This is a genomic window from Eubacterium sp. BIOML-A2, from assembly GCF_009680135.1.
Classification (GTDB): Bacteria; Bacillota; Clostridia; order Lachnospirales; family Lachnospiraceae; genus Faecalicatena; species Faecalicatena contortus_B.
Map to the genome: position 1 here is coordinate 19,848 of NZ_WKZK01000053.1, position 18,002 is coordinate 37,849.

The following is an 18,002-nucleotide window of genomic DNA, read 5'->3' on the forward strand; positions in this document are numbered from 1 at the left end:
AAGATTTTAGTGTCTTGTATATTTCCGAAGCATTGGAACACAATTATATAACGTCTCCAGCGTATAGTCAATTTCTTCTTTTGTGGTGAACTCCGACATACTGAATCTCAGCGTTGCATCCAGATACTCTTTCGGCGCTCCGATTCCTTTGAGCACACCGCTGACAGACGGATGATTGGAGGAGCATGCCGAACCGGACGAAACGTAGATTCCTTTATCTTCCAGGGCATGCAGAAGCACTTCGCTGCGGATTCCGGCAATTCCAACACTAATTATATGGGGCGCGCTGTTCTCATCAGTCAGGCCGTGTACAGCGATATTCTCGATTCCGGAGATTCCTTCCAGAAAATATGCCTTCAATTCCCGCATCAAGGCCACCTTCATATCCAAATCACTGTAGATCATCTGCGCCGCCAGACCAAGCCCGGCAATCCCCGGAACATTTTCCGTCCCGGAACGGATATTCTTCTGCTGTTCCCCTCCGAACACGATCGGTTTTATCTTCACCTTTTCATTGATATAAATAAATCCGGTTCCCTTCGGCCCATGAATCTTATGTCCGCTGGCAGTCAGCATGTCGATTCCCTGCCTTTTCGGGTATATGTGATATTTGCCAAATCCCTGTACCGCGTCTGAGTGGAATAAAATGTTCGGGTTATATTTCTTTACGATCTGAACCGCCTCGTCTACGGGCTGCACAGAACCGACTTCATTATTCACATACATCATTGATACGAGGATCGTGTCTTCACACAGAGCTTCCTTCAAAGCTTCCATTTTTGCCCTTCCATGTGCATCTACCGGCAGGTATGTGATGCGGAAGCCCTCCTCTTCTTCAAGATACCGCATTGTATTCAGAATAGCAGGATGCTCAATTGCTGTTGTAATCAGATGGTTACCGGCCCGCTTATTTGCACGGGCGGCGCCGATCAGCGCAAGATTATCGCTTTCGGTTCCTCCTGAAGTAAAAAAGATTTCCTTCGTGTTCACCTTCAGAATCCTGGCCAGTCTCTCTTTCGCCTCTTTCACGTACCGTTCTGCTTCCACGCCTTTTCTGTGCATAGAAGAGGGATTGCCGTAATCCTGGCACATCACTTTATAAACCAAATCCCCAACTTCCGGATAGCATCTGGTCGTTGCTGAATTATCCAAATATACTTCCATGATATTCTTCCTTTACTGTTTCTTATTATTACACTATGCTTTCCGAACACTTAATGTTCAGAAAGATCCTTTCCCGCAGCAATGAAATCACCGAAAATACTCTGCCTGGAACGTAAAAATTACACGGAAGGCTCCAGGTGGTACATCAGAATGGACAAAATCGTTAATCCGGCCGTCTCCGTGCGCAGTATCCTTCTGCCCAGCGTGATGGGAAGTGCTCCCATATTCACGGCTTTTTCTATCTCTTCTTCCTCGAATCCGCCCTCCGGTCCGATAAATATTCCAATGCTCTGCCCCGGCTCAACAGACGAAATCAGCCGCTTTGTCTCTTCCATTCCTTTTGCCAGTTCATATGGGATCAGCACAATATCCAGCCCCGCCGCATATTCCAGCGCTGCGCCAAAACTTTTCACCTGCGTCACCTGCGGAATGATGCTGCGGCCGCATTGCTTTGCGGCGCTCAGGGCGATCGCGTTCCAGCGCTCTGTTTTTTTGGCCGCCTTCTTCTCATCCAGCTTTACCACTGCACGGTTGGTTCCCACCGGGATCACCTCATAGACTCCGAGCTCCACGGCTTTCTGGATAATCAGTTCCATTTTATCACTTTTGGGCAGCCCCTGAAACAGGTAAATCTTAGATGGCAGCTCGGCAGGCTCTCCTGCTGATGACAAAATCCGGAGAATCACAGCTTCCTCTTCATACCGGTCTATCTCACACAGATATTCTTTCCCTGCTCCGTCACTGATTTCCACCTCTTCTCCAGGCTTCATGCGGAGCACATTTTTTATATGGTTTACGTCCGGCCCGCCAATCTCTATCACTGTTTCATGAACCCTGGACGGTTCTGTAAAAAAACGATGCATCTCACATCCCCCACTTTCTTCTGAATCTGCCTCTTTCTGACGCCGTCTCTTTCTAACTCTTTCTTGCAGTTACAGATACCCATTCACCCTGGTAAGTCACTTCCAGCACTTCCAGTCCGGCTTCCTCCACTGCGCGGATCACGGTCTGTTCCTTATCATCGATAATACCGCTGGTAATATAAATACCGCCTGCCTTCATGTGGTTCACGATCACCGGTGTCAGCTCCACCAACACGTCCGCCAGAATATTTGCCGCAACAATATCGTACCGGGCGTATCCTGCTTTTTCCTGTACCGCCTTATCATCAATGATATTCCCGATCATCACTTCGTACTGATCACGGTTGATTCCATTGACCTCCATATTCTCATTGGTGGCATTTATCGCACAGGGATCCAGATCCGTACCCACGGAATAGGCTGCCCCGAACTTCAGCGCCAGCATACCCAGGATACCGCTCCCGCAGCCCACATCCAGAATCTGTGTCTCAGAAGTCACATATTTGCGCAGCTGACGGATGCAAAGCTGCGTGGTCTCATGCATGCCCGTGCCAAATGCAGTACCCGGATCGATGTGGATCACAAGTTTGTCGCTGTCTTCCGGCTTAACATCCTCCCAGGATGGAATGATCAGGATATCATCCACATAGAACTGATGGAAATACTGCTTCCAGTTGTTCACCCAGTCGACGTCCTCTGTCTGGGACTCCTCTATGATGCATTCTCCCACATCCACATAGGAAGACATCTCCTCCAGTTCTCTTCTGACATCGCCGAGAATCTTTTCTTTATCCGCTTCCACTTCCAGATAAAAGTTCAGGTATGCCACTCCGTCATCTGCTTCCCCCTCGGGGAGAATATCTACAAACATCTGCTCTTTGTCCGCCTGCGTCAGCGGAACCTTATCCACGATCTCCACTCCCTGGATTCCCAGGTCCATCAGCATGCTGCTGACAATATCTTCCGCTTCTGTTGTCGTCTTTAACCGGAAACTATTCCATTTCATCTCATCTTTTCCTCCTGAAATAATCTTCTTAATCTCTTCATCACCTGAAAAAATGCCGGAATCAGAAACAAGTCTGCAGCCAGCCACGCAAGCCCGTTGCCAAGGCACACTGCTCCATATCCGAAGGCCGGCACCAGAATAAATCCTGTAAATCCTCTCGCCGCCATTTCACACACTCCTGCGAGTATGGCAAACATACTGTATCCCATACCCTGTATCAGAAAACGTACAATATTTACCGCGGCAAGCAGCATGTAACAGACCGCGGAGCCCAGCAGGTACTGGTACACCTGTCCCAGAATCTGGCTTTCCCCTTTATCGATAAACAGCCAGGCAATCTGCTTTCCCCACAGAACAGTAATTCCCAGTGCCACTGCAGAATAAACCGCTCCGATGATAAGACAGCCTTTCAAACCTTTGCTGATCCGGTCCAGACGCTTGGCCCCTACATTCTGACCGCCGTAGGTCGCCATGGTAGACCCCATCGCATCAAAGGGACAGCACAAAAGCATCTGGATCTTGGAAGCCGCAGTCACCGAAGCCACCGCCATAGACCCCAGAGAATTCACCGCAATCTGCAGAATCACGCTGCCGATGGCAGTGATGGAATACTGCAGCCCCATAGGAATTCCCATCCTGCACAGCGGGCCGACATATCTTCGGTTCAGTTTCCAGTCCTCTTTCTGAAGCCGCAGAATCGGGAAATGCTTCATCATATAGAAAAGACACAGTATCCCCGAAACCGCCTGGGATGCTACCGTTGCATAGGCAGCTCCCGCCACACCCATCTTAAACACTACAATAAACAGCACATCCAGCAGAATATTCAGCAGAGAGGACACGGTAAGGAAAAGGACCGGCGTCCTCGCATCTCCAAGTGAGCGGATGTAGCCGGAGAGCAGATTATATAGAAAAATGGCCGGAATGCCCGCAAATATCACAACAATATACTGGTAGGCCCCGTCGATAATATCGGACGGGGTGTTCATAAGTTCCAGAATCTGGCGGCACAGTACCACTGTGATGCCTGTCATCACCGCCGCAAATATCACGCTCAGAGTTGCCCCGTTTCCGGCCGATTTGCGAAGCCCCCGCTCATCTTTTGCGCCGAACTTCTGTGCAACCGGTATTGCAAATCCATTGCATATCCCCATACAGAATCCAATGACACAAAAATTCACAGAACCCGTGGCGCCCACAGCCGCAAGCGCTTTAACCCCCAGAAACCGGCCGACAATCACGGTATCCGCCATATTATAAAACTGCTGGAATAAAAATCCAAATATCATAGGCAGGGTAAATTCCAGAATCAGTTTGACCGGGCTTCCCTGTGTCATATCTTTCATCAATGTTTTCTTTTTTACTGTATTTTTCATCTTCTAAGCCTCTGTATTTCTTCCTCATGTTATGGCCGCTTTTCGGCAATCCATTGTCCACTATATAACTTTTCAGACACACATGCAAGAAATTTTTCAGACGCCAGAGGAATCAGCATCCGGTCCGATGCTGTTCAGACCGTGCTGTACGCAGCCGCTGTGTGTGAACAGTCTCCTCTTTTCTGCTCTTTACAGGCCGTCCCGCAGGCAGCGGCATTTTATTAATTTAACCGTAAGATTACAGGCAGACCTGGACTGTTACATTTTAACGCAATTTCTCAGGGATTGCCAGTATAAACAGTGTGGACAGGACAAGCGCAAACCCCAGAATATCCATTTTCATAAATCTGGTGCCCAGGAATACCGCCGCTACAACTGAGGCCGCGACCGGCTCCACACAGGAAAAAAGCCCGGCATATACAGAACCGGTGTACTTTACTGCGGACAGATAAAAGCAGAACGGCAAGATTGTCCCTACGGTGATAATCGTAACAAAAGCCGCCGCAACCTGAACATCGATCACAACAGGTATCCGCCACGGCCTCGTCACAGCCATCAGTACCAGGCCTCCCACAATCATCCCCCAGGCGCTGACTGCTTCCGCGCTGTACCGTTTAACCAAAGGCGCCGGGAGCACACCGTAAAAGCAGGTCGTCACTGCCAAAAGCATTCCAAGTAAAAACCCTTTTGGGGAAATCGCCAGTGACGAAAGATTTCCGTGCGTCGCAACGATGGCAATCCCGGAGATTGCTGCCAGAACAGCTGCGATCTCCTTCTTCCCCGGCATAATTTTATAAACAACAGCGAAAAATAAGATCAGCATGGCCGGGTTCAGGTACTGAAAAATTGTGGCCGTCCCGGCATCCATCTCCTGCACGGCGGAGAAAAAGGTAAACTGCATGCCCAGCATGCCGAATACCCCGAATAGAACCAGCCTGCACGCATCCGTCTTCTCCTTCCAGACACTGGTAATATCCTGCCCCCTTACTCCCGCATAGATCAGCAGGAGCAGCCCGGCAAAAACCAGGCGGAAGGGTACAAGCCATTCGGAAACGATATTTTTTCTTTCAAATAAGTATTGTGCCGCGGGACTTGTAATCCCCCACAGCATACCTGCCATAAAGGCATACAGACATCCCTTTAACTTTACATTTCGATTCTGTGCCATTCTTATCAGTCCTCATATTCCAGCTGGTGTATGCTTCGTAAATTCTTCCTTTTCATTTCAAATCACTTCCAGGATATCCCCCGTCCGGATTGTCCCCCCTCTTATCACGATTGCAAAGACGCCTTCCCTTGGCATAATGCAGTCGCCCATTTTCTGAAAGATCTCGCAGCCGTGATGGCATTCCTTTCCGATCTGTGTCATCTCCAGGATCACATCATTGCACTGAAAACGGGTTCCTACAGGGAATGTCTTAAAATCGATCCCTTCAACAACCAGATTCTCCCCAAAAGCGCCGTCGGCCACCTCCGCACCTCGCTTGCGGAAATCCTCTATTTTATCATAAGAAAGAAGGCTCACCTGTCTGTGCCATTTCCCGGCGTGGGCATCCCCCTCAATCCCAAAATCTTCTATAAATACTGCCTCCCCGACATTGGTCTTCTGTGTCCCCTTTGCAGGGCTTGTACAAACAGCAATTACTTTTCCCATGTTTATCCTCCGATTCTTGACATTTGTTTTCCTTCCAGCGGCCCCTCATTCTCTGTCCCCTGTCTCTCATCTCTTTTCAGCGTGAACTGATGGCACCGGGGCTTTTCAAATATGACCTTCCCGATGACCTCATCCAGCTTTGCATCATCGGCCCCGCTTCTCAGCAGACGCCTTAAATCCGCCCCTTTGGAATACTGCAGGCAAGGCTTTAAAAGACCTTCCGCAGTCAGGCGGACCCTGTTGCAGCTTCCGCAGAACTGGTGTGAAATGGCGCTGATGAAACCTATTTTCCCGGAAAAGCCCGGAAAAGCAGCATAAACTGCGGGACCATTTCCAAAGCTTCCGGATAAAAACCTCGGATCACCATACGCTTGTTTCAGCACCCGGCACACCTCCTCCTGGCTGCTGCCGGCACAGGATTTTCCAAGCCCGATGGGCATCATCTCTATAAACCGCACATCCACCGGCTCATTCTTTGCCAGTTCCGCCAGGGGAACCCACTGGGTTTCATTGACTCCCTGCAGAGCGACACAGTTGACTTTCACCCGGATGCCCGGATACTTAAGCGCCGCCTCCAGACCTTCCATCGCTTTCCCAAGCTCGTCCCGTCTGGTAATCTGTGCATACTGTTCCCGTTCCAGCGTATCGAGGCTGATATTAACAGCATCCAGGCCCGCTTTCGCCAGTTCTTCGATCTGTCCTGCAAGCAGCACTCCGTTCGTTGTCAAAGTAATCTGCTCTATTCCATCTATTTGCCTAAGTTCATACAAAAGGCCGCTGATGCCCTTTCTCACCAGCGGCTCTCCGCCTGTCAGCTTGATCTTTGAGACCCCCTTGTCCGCACAGATCCGGCAGATCCTGGCAATCTCGCTGTAAGTCAGGATCTCATTGTGCGCGACCTGCTCGACTCCCTCCTCGGGCATACAGTAGCTGCACCGGAGATTGCACCTGTCTGTTACAGACACTCTCAGATATTCTATTTCCCGTCCATACTGATCCGTCATGCTTTTGCCCCCGGTTTTTTAGCTTCGCTTCCACACTCCCCCGTGACTCCCTTCATGATCTCCAGTCCATGGGACAGGGACGGCAGAATATATTCCAGATTTTCCTTCACCGCTTTCGGGCTGCCCGGAAGGTTAATAATCAGAGTCTTCCCCCGCATCACGGAGGCTCCCCTGCTCAGCATGGCACGCGGGGTAATCTGCAGCGAGGCATACCGCATCGCCTCGGCAATTCCCGGCGCATTCCTTTCCGCCACGGCAAGAGTTGCCTCCGGCGTGCAGTCCCTCGGTGAAAATCCCGTCCCGCCGGTGGTAAGAATCAAGTCTGTCTCCCTCTCGTCGCAGAGTTCTGTCAGCTTCTCCTCAATCATCATCTGCTCATCCGGCAGCAAAACCATCTCCGTCACCTCATATCCGGCGCGCTCAATCATCTCCCGGATCAGCGGTCCGCTTTTATCCTCCCGCTCCCCGGCGTATCCCTTGTCACTCAGTGTAATAATCGCTGTTTTCCATTTTATCGGCATCCTATTTCTGCTCCTTATATAATACGGCTTTTAAATCTTCCAATTTTTTAACGATTCACTATATTATAGCATGAACATGCGTCCCTTAAAAGACCCGAATCATCCATGGCTTTGTCCATTGACAGTCCGCATATATATATGGTAATGTTAATAAATCCAATAAAATGAATTGGATGCATTTCAAACATTCTTTGTATTCATTATTTTGAAATATCTAATTTCAATCCTAAGGGCAGTTTCGCCCGATAATTCAATGTTTGGAGAAATCAAAGATCGCAGGGAGGGATGCCTATGCTTGTTTTTTCGCGTGCCAAATACTATTAACAGATGAAAATATATGTTAAAATAGAGGAGAAATATATGGACACAAAGCGAAAAATAAAACCGCTAAAAGAACTGAACCTTACAAACCGCTTTTTATTTGATGAAGTATTGGAAGACCCAGGCGCTCATCAGGATGTATTAAGTATTATTTTTGGGCGCACTGTTCCGCTGCTTAATAAAAATGAGACAGAAAAGGAACTTAGAGTGTCACCGCTTTTGCGTACAATCCGATTAGATGTATTTTCTATGGACGAAGAAGCTGCCATTTATAATACGGAGATGCAGCAGAAAAAGAAAGGGGATCTGGCAAAAAGGAGCAGGTACTATCAGGCTATAATAGACGCCTCTCTTTTGGAGCCAGGGGTACCCGATTATAGCCAACTGAATACAGCGTACATAATTATGATTATGACATTTGATTTGTTTGGATATGAGAAATATATGTATACTTTCAAATCCAGATGTGAGGAGGTACCAGAGTGCTGCCTGGAGGACGGAGCAGTACGGATATTTTTAAATACACGCGGTAAGAACAGACATGAGGTGTCAGAAGAACTGATGCAGTTTCTTTACTATCTGGAACATACAAATGATGAGACAGCAATGAATACAATCAGCGAGCGGATTAAGCGTATACATCAGCGGGTACGTAAGGTGAAAACGAGCGAGGAAGCAGGGGTGAGATATATGCAGGCTTGGGAAGAAAGATATTATGAGCGTGAAGAAGCCAGAAATGAGGGAATAGAGCAGGGAATCAAAGCATTGGTACTGGATTATATTGAGGAAGAATTTGACAAGGATAAAATTATAAAAAAATTACAGAAAAGGTTCACAATGACTGAGGACAAAGCAAAGGAGTATTATGAAAGATTCAGGCAAACAGAATAAAGGAGTATCTATGCCATTTTTAAAGTCTTAGCGTTCATATTAGAGTCCCTTAAGGAAAAACATAGAGAATACCGCTGGACCGCTATTCTCTCGTATAACTCAAAGTAAATAGCATGATGGTTCGCTACGTATAATTTTTCGAGAGTGCAGATGCAAAAACGCAGGCATAGTGGGTTACGCTGAGGCTTTTGCATCTGTGCTTTCGTGAAATCAGACGGGCGAAGCATTGTGCTATTTATTTTTCGGTGTACTAGTTTTATCTTTAGGGACTCTTACGTAAACGGAGGGGCTTTTTAAAATGGCATAGACACTCCGGCATGAGGCAGGCTTCCCGGTTATTCAGCGTCCCCCGCCTCTTACACTCCCAAAGCTCGCCCCAGTCTCCCGAATCACCACTTTCCGGAGCATCCAGATGCAAAGTATGTTAGGAATCGCCATAAATGAGTTAAATAGATCCGATACCGTCCACACAAGATCCAGGGACATCACTGCCCCCAGATATACCGCCGCTATATAGGCGATTCTAAAGGGAAGGATTTTTTTATTTCCCCACAAATACTGCACCGCACACTCGCCATAATAGCTCCACCCAATGATAGAGGCATAGGCAAAAAGCACCAGCGAGACGGACAGCATCGTGCTCCCGCCTATCGGCAGTTTTTCAAATGCCAGGAAGCACAGCTGGTCATCCGCAGCCCCAATATAGATCCCCGGCTCACTTAACATACTGCTCACGATCGCGATCCCGGTGATTGCACACATCACGACCGTATCCCAGAATGGCCCTGTCATGGAAATGATTCCCTGCTTAACCGGGGAACTGGTTCTGGATGCAGCCGCAGTCATGGGGATGGAGCCCAGACCCGCCTCATTTGTAAACAGTCCCTTTGAGATTCCCGTCCGCATGCCCACCATCACAGCTGTGCCGGCAAGCCCTCCGAATACTGATTTGGAGGTAAATGCAGACTTCACAATCACAGCTAGTGCCGCCCCCAGATATGCCCGGTTTATCCAGATCAGGAACAGGCAGCCGCCGAAATAAAAAACACTCATAAAAGGAACCAGATATGTACACACTTTTGAGATCTGTTTTGCACCGCCGAGCATCACGGCCCCCACCAGGACTGCCGCAATGATTCCGATTATGGACGGGGAAATCGGAAATTCCACCTGCACCGCGGCGCAGATTGAATGTGACTGGACGCTGCTTCCCATTCCCAGGGAAGCCAGGATTGTGCTGACGGCAAACACCACCGCCGCACTTTTCTGATGCAGCACCTTTTCCATCACGTACATCGGTCCGCCGGTATATGAACCGTCCGGCCTTCTTATTTTGTATTTTGCGGATAGGAAGCACTCGGCATAGCAGGTTGCTATACCAAACACTCCGGTCAGCCAGCACCAAAACACCGCACCAGGCCCTCCTATGGCAATCGCGGCAGAGATGCCCACGATATTCCCTGTACCAATTGTAGCCGCCAGCGCAGTCGCCAGCGCAGAAAAGGGCGAGATTCCATCGTCACCGGCTTCTTTTTTGGAGAAGCTAAGCCGTATTCCCAGAGGGATCTTGCGCTGGATAAAACCAAGCCTGACGGTAAAATACAAGTGGGTACCCAGAAGAACCACCAGCATCGGCATTCCCCACAAGTACCCGTAGATCGATTTCATGATCTGTGATAATGTCTCCATGTCATAACCCCGCAAACGGATATCACTCTATTTATATGACAGGAGTCCCCACTTTATCATCTTCTCTCATTTACATTATTCTTTTCTCCATTCCAAAAACGCGCCGGTCATGGCATGGATCTCAAAATCGTATTTATGTCCGCCGTATATAATGTCGCCCTCGTACTTATACCCGCCGTCATCGTACTCCAGCGCAATCACAATATCATCCTTACCCGCGCCCTCCACACGCTCCAGGGCCAGCTCTTGTGCCTCCTTCAGATTGACACCGATCAGCTGATCCTTATTATTCTCCATATAAGTCTGCAGATCCTGTAGGTGATACGTAACAGACTGCAGTTCTTCGTTTACTTCATCCAGATTATCCTGAAGGCCTTCGTTGTCTAAGTCTTTTTCCTCCCGCGCAAGCAGATCCTCTAACCGCTGCTTCTGCTCCTCAAGGCCTTCTTTTAACGCCTTTGCTTCCTCGAGCTGGGTCTGGATATCCAGCTTGTACTGTGCGTCCTGCTGGCGTGCATATGTGCTTTCACTTTCTGCCTTTAATATCGTTCCGTCATCGGCCAGAATTTCATACTCATATTCCATCTTGCTTTCCGTATTCATAAAATAAACATCATAGACAGACTTCCCGTCCTCTTTTTCTCTGGAAACCTGAAGTCTGGACGCCTCTTTCTCATCAGTCTGTGAATCTTCGAAGGCTATTTCCTTAGCTTTCTCTTCCCCAATCCCTTTTTTGGAGCATCCGGGCATCAAAACCGCAGATACCATACACAGTACGGCAGCATATACCTTCAAACCATTCTTTATCTTCATCTTCTTTCCTCCTTTCGGCAGGTACATATTAGTCTCCCCGCATCTGTCATTTCATATTCTCAGTATACCTGCCTTAGATTAAAGAAAGATTAAAAAATACCGTCAGGAAAGAAAAATTGAAACGTACTGCCCTCCCCGCTTCTGCTCTCTGCCTCAACGCCGCCTCCATGTGCCTCCAGAATCCATTTCACCATCGGAAGCCCCAGCCCCACATGTTCGTCTGAGGTTCTTGACTGATCGGCACGGTAGAATCTCGTCCAGATATGCGGAAGTTCCGCTTGTGATATACCGATTCCGTCATCCAATACCGAGCCAATAATACACCCTTCCTTTTTGAAAAGGGTCACCCGTATACAGCCGCCTTGTCTGCCGTATGCGGCTGCATTTGAAAGCAGATTGTCCAGCATATGTATATATAAGGTTTCATCCACACAGGCATACACCTCCGGCTCTATCTCAGTCTCTATTGTTATCTTCTTTTCCCTTGCAGCGTTCTCCAGTTCCTGCACGCACATCAGGGTCAGCTCGCTCAGGTTCAGATATTCCCGGTTCAATTCCAGCATCCCCCGTTCTCCGCGGGATAAAAGCAGCAGCTTTGAGATCATGCCCGCCATCTCCTCTGCCTTTTTCTGCACGACCCGTACCCTGGCGCGCTGTTCCTTTGGCATCTCCCTGCTCTGCAGTAGTTCTTCACACTGGGCGAGTATCACGCTGACCGGAGTTCTGAGTTCATGGGATACATCGGAAGTAAACTGCTTTTCGCGCTCAAAGGATTCTTCCAGCCGTTCCAGTGTCTGATCAAAGGTAACAGCCAGTGTATAGATCTCGTCCCGGCTTTTATCTTTGCGTTCTAAAGGGAACACAATCCGCCTGGACAGGTCTCCGTCCTTTTGGATCTGCTGTACGGTGTCTGTCATCTGCTTCACGGGAAGCAGCGTCCGCCGTGTAAAGTAATAACACGCCGCCGCTGTGGCCACAGCAAGCAGAGGCAGCAGTACAGCGGCAAACCTCTGCGTGATACGGAAGCTGTATTTCACCCTGTCCACAGAAGTAATGCCTCTCACATAGATATTTCCGTGGATTCCATCGTTGTGCAGCAAATCATAGACATACCAGGCCTGTCCGCCCTGGGACACGGTCTGAAGACTTTCTACCTCAAACGCAGGCTGCTCCTCAAATTCATAAGGAATCCTGCCATAGAGAAATTCGCCCGCGCCGTCATAGAGTGACAGATAGACATTTTGTTCCAGATCGTAGAAATCTGCATCCACCTCCAGCTCCCAGTCCTTATAACTGATATATCTAACCCCTTTCTGCACCTGTCTTTTCAGCGTTTCCTGGGCAGAGAGGAGGACTTCCCTGCTGCTGAGCGAGAACAGGATCGCCAGAACCGTACCGATTATAATGATCAGAAATGAAGAGTATAAGAGCGTCAGCTTCATCTTCAGGGAAAATCTTCTCATAGCTACCTCCAGATTCAAGCAGGGTTTCCGTAACAGTTCAGACAGGTCTGCGCATTTACTGCGCAGACCGTACGAAAACATAATGGTTGCAGGCATTCAGGTCTCCGCTCCGCTTAGATCCGTGCTAAACGTGCGCCATGCGCTGCATTACAAGACAGACGGTTATCCACAGTTCTTCACTTTCAGGACATATCCTGTTCCGCGCACCGTATGGATAAGTTTTATTTCAAATTCCTCATCGATTTTCTTTCTCAAATAGCGGATATACACATCAATCACATTGGAACCGCCCGGATAATCATAATTCCAGAGATGCTGCTCCAGTTTTTCCCGCGACAGCACGATCCCCTCATTCTGGACCATATACCTGAGTAGCGCAAATTCTTTCCCGGAAAGCGCAATCTGCTTTCCACCGCGCATAACCTCATGGGTATCCAGATGTACTTCCAGATCAGCTATTCTGCAGCATACCCCGCCTGTGTCCCGGGGGGATCTCAGCAGCACCCTGATCCGGGCCAGCAGTTCCTCAAATGCAAAAGGCTTGACCAGATAATCATTGGCTCCGGCATCCAGTCCCGCCACCCGGTCTTCGATACTGTCCCGTGCCGTCAGCAGCAGAACCGGTATATTCCCGCCCTGTGCCCTGAGCCGTTTTAAGACAGTCAGCCCATCCACGCCCGGCATCATAATATCCAGAATCACAGCATCATAGTCCGCGGCCTCGAGGTAATCCAATGCCGCCTGCCCGTCCATGCAGGAATCTACGCTGTAATGCTCTCCCCGCAGCTTATCTAGAATCAGCCGGTTCAGATCCGGCTCATCTTCCGCCAGTAAAATCCTCAATACCGCACCTCCTGGTACTCTAATCTAATCTGTCGTTTTACACGCCAGCTCTTTTAACGTATTACCTGCAAGACGGTAAACCGTCCACTCTTCCATCGGCTCGGCTCCCAAAGATAAATAAAAGTCAATACTGGGCTTATTCCAGTCAAGACAAGACCACTCAAGCCTGCCGCAGCTTCTTTCGACTGCGGTCTGAGCCAGCTTTTTCAAGATGCCTTTCCCATAACCGCGCCCCCGATATTCCGGAAGAACAAATATATCTTCAAGATATAGTCCCGCCCGTCCCAGAAAAGTAGAAAAGTTATGAAAAAATAAGGCAAAACCAACTTCCCGGTTATCCGCCATGGCAAAGATAACTTCCGCCTTTTGCTTTTCAAACAGTGATTCTTCCAACAATTCTACCGTTGCAATTAATTCATTTTCCATTTTTTCGTATTTTGCAAGATCCCTGATAAACTTTAAAATAAGTTCCGTATCCTCTCGTTCTGCATAACGAAACGTTAATGATTCTGCCATTTTCAGTCCTCCAAATTTCAAGATTCATTTAAGCTTCTCACTATTGCTAAAACTCATTCAGATATTTTTGCAGCCCATCTGCAAATTTCCCAATATGTATACCGTCTACGAATGAATGATGTGCCTGCACAGATAAAGGCATAACGATCCGTTCATCCTTTTCGTAATATCTGCCCCAGTCGAATAAAGGTGTGGCGTTATCTTTTCTACCTGAATTTGTATGGGAGATGTGAGTATATGTGATCCACGGCATTGGAGAACATTGAAACACATCATTCCCCAAAGGTCCGGTAAAATACTCTCTCTGCTCTCTGGCTGTCTTGGCGGCGAGTTCCACATAATCCTGCATATTCTCCTGCATGGGCACATTAACTACCTTGAATAATTCACTCTCCGTATTTAAATATGTAAATGCGGTATCAATCTTGTCAAACAAAACAACCTGACCATCCAAAAAACGGTATCTGAACGCTTCTATCTCATTCGCGCACTTACACACAGCATACACAATAGCAAGGGTAAAAGAGTATTTATGCTGTTTTACCTTTTTCAGAAAATTCGTAACATCTGCCTCAAAGGTTACACAAAAAGCAGGCTCAACACTATTCCTAAAAACCATACAGTGCATAGCCCTCTCCCAACTTTTTTCATCAATTACCTGATAATGATTCAATACAATTACACGCCCCTTCCAGATATCATTTATAAAAAATGATATCACAAAAATAATAGTTTATTCAATATCGAACGTTTCGGAACTAAAATTGCTATAAAACCGCCCCTGTCTTGCTGTAAAACGCAAAACACAATAATCCGGGTCGGTCACCCCCTCCGGATAATACATCGTATCCCCATCCTGCCAGATCATCTCCTTATAAACACGATCTTCCAGTACCTCCATAGTACCAGTCAACATCACGCCCCGGAAAAATCTTCTGTCACAAAAATAAATACAGGCCTGTGGATTCTTCCGATACTGCATTACCCTCATAGAAGAAGTATTCGTAGTAAAATAAAACACCCGAATCCCCTCCCTTTTCCTAGGCGGCAGCATAGCCTTCGTATTAGGAAACCCTTTCTCATCCACAGAACTGATAAAAGACACCCCCTGCTTATCAATCAAATTCCCAATCGTTTTTACCGGATCTCTCATTTTCTTACTCTCCTCCTTATCATAATCCCTATTATAAATGAACCAGGCTCTATAGTAAATTAGCCACTCCTTAAAGTCTCCAAAAACCCCCTTTTCCCCAAAAGTTCCCCCGTCAATATACTCATTATAATTATTAACCCCATCAATAGCAAGTAAAGAACCTCTCCCTTATCTCTCCCGGCCGTTCTTGTCAAACCAATCCACCACTATCCGCCTCCCCTCATTACTCCCGCCCGGATGCACCAAAGCGACGTGAAATGCGCTGCGGTAAGCCCTACACATACACACATGGCGGTTTGAAGAGCTCCCAGCGCGTTTAGCAGCAGTAGGACGGAAAAGAGCAGAATTGCATGACTGAACCCTGATTCCGAATCAGGGTTCAAGCGGACCTGAGGCGTGTAAGCATCGGCTTACACGCTGAATGTCCGTGGTGTCATGCAATTCTGCTCTTTTCCGTCCTACTGCTGCTTAAAGCGTCCGCCCTTCAAACCGCCATGTGTGTATGTGAAGGGCTTACCGCAGCGCATTTCACGGAGCGCCCCCTTCATCGAACCTCAATCGTGAAAGCCTCTCCAACTTGCTCAAAATCATGACTAAGTCTCCCGCTTGTTTCCGGATACTTAACCGCATAGGGCGTCAATGTCAGCGTCTCCGCCTCATCGCTTAAATTCCCGGCCGAGTTATCAATGACGAACCTTCCGCCCTCTTTATTGGATGAGCTTACATAGAAACTTACCGGATTGCCCAGATTATCCGTGCCCTCAAGTTTCATATCATAGTCATTTTTATTTCCGTCATTGGTATAAAATATTTTCTGTCCCATGGCGTTGCTCGTATACTTCGTAAATGTGATATTACATCCATCCGGCAGCTGGTACCGGTATGTGAGGTCAATGGTCTGCGTATCAGCAGAAAGCTGTTCCCCGCTGGCAGTAAATTTAAATTCCCAGCCGCCCCTGTTTTCCTCATAATCGCTGAACCGTATGGCCACGTTGACCTCCCGGCTCAATTCCGCCAAATCCACCTGATTCAGATAATATTTCATCACCACTTCCCGCGTATGTTCATCGGTAGTGTAAGAGCCTCCGCCTGCTGCGCCCGATGCCCGCACGCCATTGATGTAAACATTTCCCATCAGCCCCGGCCCGCCTTCTGTGATAGCATCTTCATAGACCTCTGTCGTCGAAACAACGAGCTCATCCACATCCAACACCACAGAATTCAGTGTAATCGTTATCCCGTCTTCCGTCACAGACTGATTGACAATCTGTTCATACGGCGCCAGATTCTTATCAATCCCGAGAAAAGCGCCGATCCGGTAGGACAATTGTTCCACCGCATCTGCCACGGCTCCCCGAAGAGGCATGACTGTCAAAAGGGCAAAAGCTGCTGCCGCACATACGCCTGCCATAACATATTTTTTCCTGCCTTTTCTTCGAACCCTGCCAAGAACCTTTTTCTTCGTCCTTTTTGCTTCCACCTCCGACCACGCTTCCTCCTGGTACGCATCGGCCTCAGAATCTATGTCATTCAACATCATATATATATTACTCTTCATATTCATCTCTCCTTCTGCTCTCTTGGATACAAGTTTCTGATTTTACGTTTTCCACGGGATACATGATTATAAACAGCCGACTCCTGCATGCCCATCTCCCTGCTCACCTGGCTGATATCCTGTTCTTCAATATAAAGCCTCCGAAAAAGCTCCTGATCCCGTGGGTTCAGGCATGAAAGCATCTGTTCCAGCTCCTTTGATATCTCCTGGTCAATCAGCCTCTGATAAGCCTCTTCCTCCTTTGCCGCGGCCACATCCTCAATATTTTCCACCTCCAGCTCCCTGCGGTGCTTCCGCAGGCAGTCGATGGCACGGTATCGTGAAACTCCCGCGATCCAGTTCTTAAAAGAATTCTTCATACAGTCAAAATACTGGATGTTATTCCACACCTGGAAGAAAATATCATTCATACATTCCTCCTGATACTGCGGCAAAGCATAAAGATGCTTTCTCACAACCGACTTCACAAGCCCCCCATACCGCTCAATAATATAGGCGAGAGCCGACTCATTATGCTGCTTTAGCTCCCTGATATAATTTTCCTCATTAATTTTCATAATCTGCGTCCTTCTCAAAATTGTAAGCTTACAAAATATCGTTACACCTATTATTACGTACAAACAAGGGGGAAGTCTATCAGAAAGTTGGAATTTTTTTCGGAGGGGGGACGCTGTGCGGAATTGGAATATGCCTCTCCTGGATGCGGAATCAGGATATAAGTGCCGCTAATCAAAATCGGAGCCGCCATGATGAACACCGCGGACACTTGCGGGAATTCTGATGAATTCCCACTTCGGGTCTGCTTGTTTTCAGGCCTTGTGGGCCTGAAAACAGTTCACATGGCGGCTCCGATTTTGATGAAGCGGCACTAATATCCTGAAAGACGCATCCAGGAGAGGCATATTCCAATTCCGCACAGCTGGGTTCATCCTCCGTAAGGAAAAAACCTTTCTGATGCCCGGGACTTCGACGGGGGCGGCGGATTGAGTTGAATTGACGGAACATTGTATGCCCCAGTAAGTGATAGTTTGAAGTTTTTCACCACTTGTAATAATCTTGCTTTTTAACCCAATCGGGTCATATAACTTCCTGTCCAGTTTCAGGACATAGGTAAGTAAAAAGTTTCAGGACATAGGTAAGTCCAAATGTTAAACTATACAGAAATAA

18 protein-coding genes are annotated in these 18,002 nt (G+C 47.9%); 1 reads left to right on the top strand and 17 read right to left on the bottom strand.

Translation table 11 applies throughout. The features are described from left to right. Positions 1 to 6: 6 nt before the first annotated feature. The 8 genes from GKG43_RS16965 to GKG43_RS17000 form a co-directional block, all read right to left on the bottom strand. Entirely contained in the window at positions 7 to 1,164 is a 1,158-nt protein-coding gene (locus GKG43_RS16965) for a cysteine desulfurase family protein (RefSeq protein ID WP_050638755.1), read from the bottom strand. Between the two features lie 119 nt (positions 1,165 to 1,283). After that, positions 1,284 to 2,027: a 16S rRNA (uracil(1498)-N(3))-methyltransferase gene (locus tag GKG43_RS16970; RefSeq protein WP_050638756.1), complete on the bottom strand. Its 744-nt coding sequence runs from the start codon at positions 2,025 to 2,027 to the stop codon at positions 1,284 to 1,286. 52 nt (positions 2,028 to 2,079) lie between these two features. Next, on the bottom strand, positions 2,080 to 3,033 hold the full coding sequence (gene prmA / locus GKG43_RS16975; protein WP_050638757.1) for a 50S ribosomal protein L11 methyltransferase: 954 nt from the start codon (positions 3,031 to 3,033) through the stop codon (positions 2,080 to 2,082). After that, positions 3,030 to 4,409 carry an MATE family efflux transporter gene (locus GKG43_RS16980; protein ID WP_055152745.1) on the bottom strand — a complete coding sequence of 460 codons (1,380 nt, stop codon included), beginning with the start codon at positions 4,407 to 4,409 and terminating at the stop codon, positions 3,030 to 3,032. Before GKG43_RS16980 ends, prmA begins: the two co-directional genes overlap by 4 nt. A gap of 265 nt (positions 4,410 to 4,674) precedes the next feature. After that, positions 4,675 to 5,577, bottom strand: a complete 903-nt coding sequence (locus GKG43_RS16985; RefSeq protein ID WP_055152743.1) for a DMT family transporter — start codon at positions 5,575 to 5,577, stop codon at positions 4,675 to 4,677. Between the two features lie 57 nt (positions 5,578 to 5,634). Then, entirely contained in the window at positions 5,635 to 6,063 is a 429-nt protein-coding gene (locus GKG43_RS16990) for an MOSC domain-containing protein (RefSeq protein ID WP_055152741.1), read from the bottom strand. A gap of 2 nt (positions 6,064 to 6,065) precedes the next feature. Continuing rightward, positions 6,066 to 7,067 carry a GTP 3',8-cyclase MoaA gene (gene moaA, locus GKG43_RS16995; protein WP_055152739.1) on the bottom strand — a complete coding sequence of 334 codons (1,002 nt, stop codon included), beginning with the start codon at positions 7,065 to 7,067 and terminating at the stop codon, positions 6,066 to 6,068. Beyond that, positions 7,064 to 7,588, bottom strand: coding sequence for a MogA/MoaB family molybdenum cofactor biosynthesis protein (locus tag GKG43_RS17000; protein WP_050638762.1), 525 nt, complete (start codon positions 7,586 to 7,588; stop codon positions 7,064 to 7,066). The genes moaA and GKG43_RS17000 overlap by 4 nt, the downstream gene beginning before the upstream one ends. 360 nt (positions 7,589 to 7,948) lie before the next feature. Here GKG43_RS17000 and GKG43_RS17005 point away from each other — a divergent pair, with 360 nt between their 5' ends. After that, entirely contained in the window at positions 7,949 to 8,800 is an 852-nt protein-coding gene (locus GKG43_RS17005; protein WP_055152738.1) for an Rpn family recombination-promoting nuclease/putative transposase, read from the top strand. 339 nt (positions 8,801 to 9,139) lie between these two features. Here the strand turns inward: GKG43_RS17005 and GKG43_RS17010 are convergent, their stop codons facing one another. From GKG43_RS17010 to GKG43_RS17050, 9 genes are all read right to left on the bottom strand, one after another. Beyond that, entirely contained in the window at positions 9,140 to 10,489 is a 1,350-nt protein-coding gene (locus GKG43_RS17010; RefSeq protein ID WP_055152736.1) for an amino acid carrier protein, read from the bottom strand. A gap of 75 nt (positions 10,490 to 10,564) precedes the next feature. Continuing rightward, positions 10,565 to 11,302: a PepSY domain-containing protein gene (locus GKG43_RS17015; RefSeq protein WP_167702489.1), complete on the bottom strand. Its 738-nt coding sequence runs from the start codon at positions 11,300 to 11,302 to the stop codon at positions 10,565 to 10,567. A gap of 89 nt (positions 11,303 to 11,391) precedes the next feature. Continuing rightward, positions 11,392 to 12,765 carry an ATP-binding protein gene (locus tag GKG43_RS17020; RefSeq protein WP_055152794.1) on the bottom strand — a complete coding sequence of 458 codons (1,374 nt, stop codon included), beginning with the start codon at positions 12,763 to 12,765 and terminating at the stop codon, positions 11,392 to 11,394. Between the two features lie 162 nt (positions 12,766 to 12,927). Further along, positions 12,928 to 13,608 (bottom strand): response regulator transcription factor, encoded by a 681-nt coding sequence (locus tag GKG43_RS17025; protein ID WP_055152734.1) that lies wholly within the window; start codon positions 13,606 to 13,608, stop codon positions 12,928 to 12,930. Positions 13,609 to 13,632: 24 nt separating this feature from the next. Then, complete coding sequence (locus GKG43_RS17030; protein ID WP_055152732.1) at positions 13,633 to 14,124, bottom strand: GNAT family N-acetyltransferase; 492 nt, start codon at positions 14,122 to 14,124, stop codon at positions 13,633 to 13,635. A 46-nt stretch (positions 14,125 to 14,170) separates the two neighbouring features. Then, positions 14,171 to 14,845 carry a CatA-like O-acetyltransferase gene (locus tag GKG43_RS17035; protein WP_330377589.1) on the bottom strand — a complete coding sequence of 225 codons (675 nt, stop codon included), beginning with the start codon at positions 14,843 to 14,845 and terminating at the stop codon, positions 14,171 to 14,173. Between the two features lie 12 nt (positions 14,846 to 14,857). After that, complete coding sequence (locus tag GKG43_RS17040; protein ID WP_055152728.1) at positions 14,858 to 15,277, bottom strand: pyridoxamine 5'-phosphate oxidase family protein; 420 nt, start codon at positions 15,275 to 15,277, stop codon at positions 14,858 to 14,860. A gap of 544 nt (positions 15,278 to 15,821) precedes the next feature. Next, positions 15,822 to 16,835, bottom strand: coding sequence for a DUF5643 domain-containing protein (locus tag GKG43_RS17045; protein WP_050638771.1), 1,014 nt, complete (start codon positions 16,833 to 16,835; stop codon positions 15,822 to 15,824). Positions 16,836 to 16,837: 2 nt separating this feature from the next. Then, the gene (locus GKG43_RS17050; protein WP_050638772.1) at positions 16,838 to 17,392 is read right to left on the bottom strand and encodes a sigma-70 family RNA polymerase sigma factor; all 555 of its coding nucleotides are present in this window, start codon (positions 17,390 to 17,392) and stop codon (positions 16,838 to 16,840) included. Positions 17,393 to 18,002: the final 610 nt, after the last annotated feature.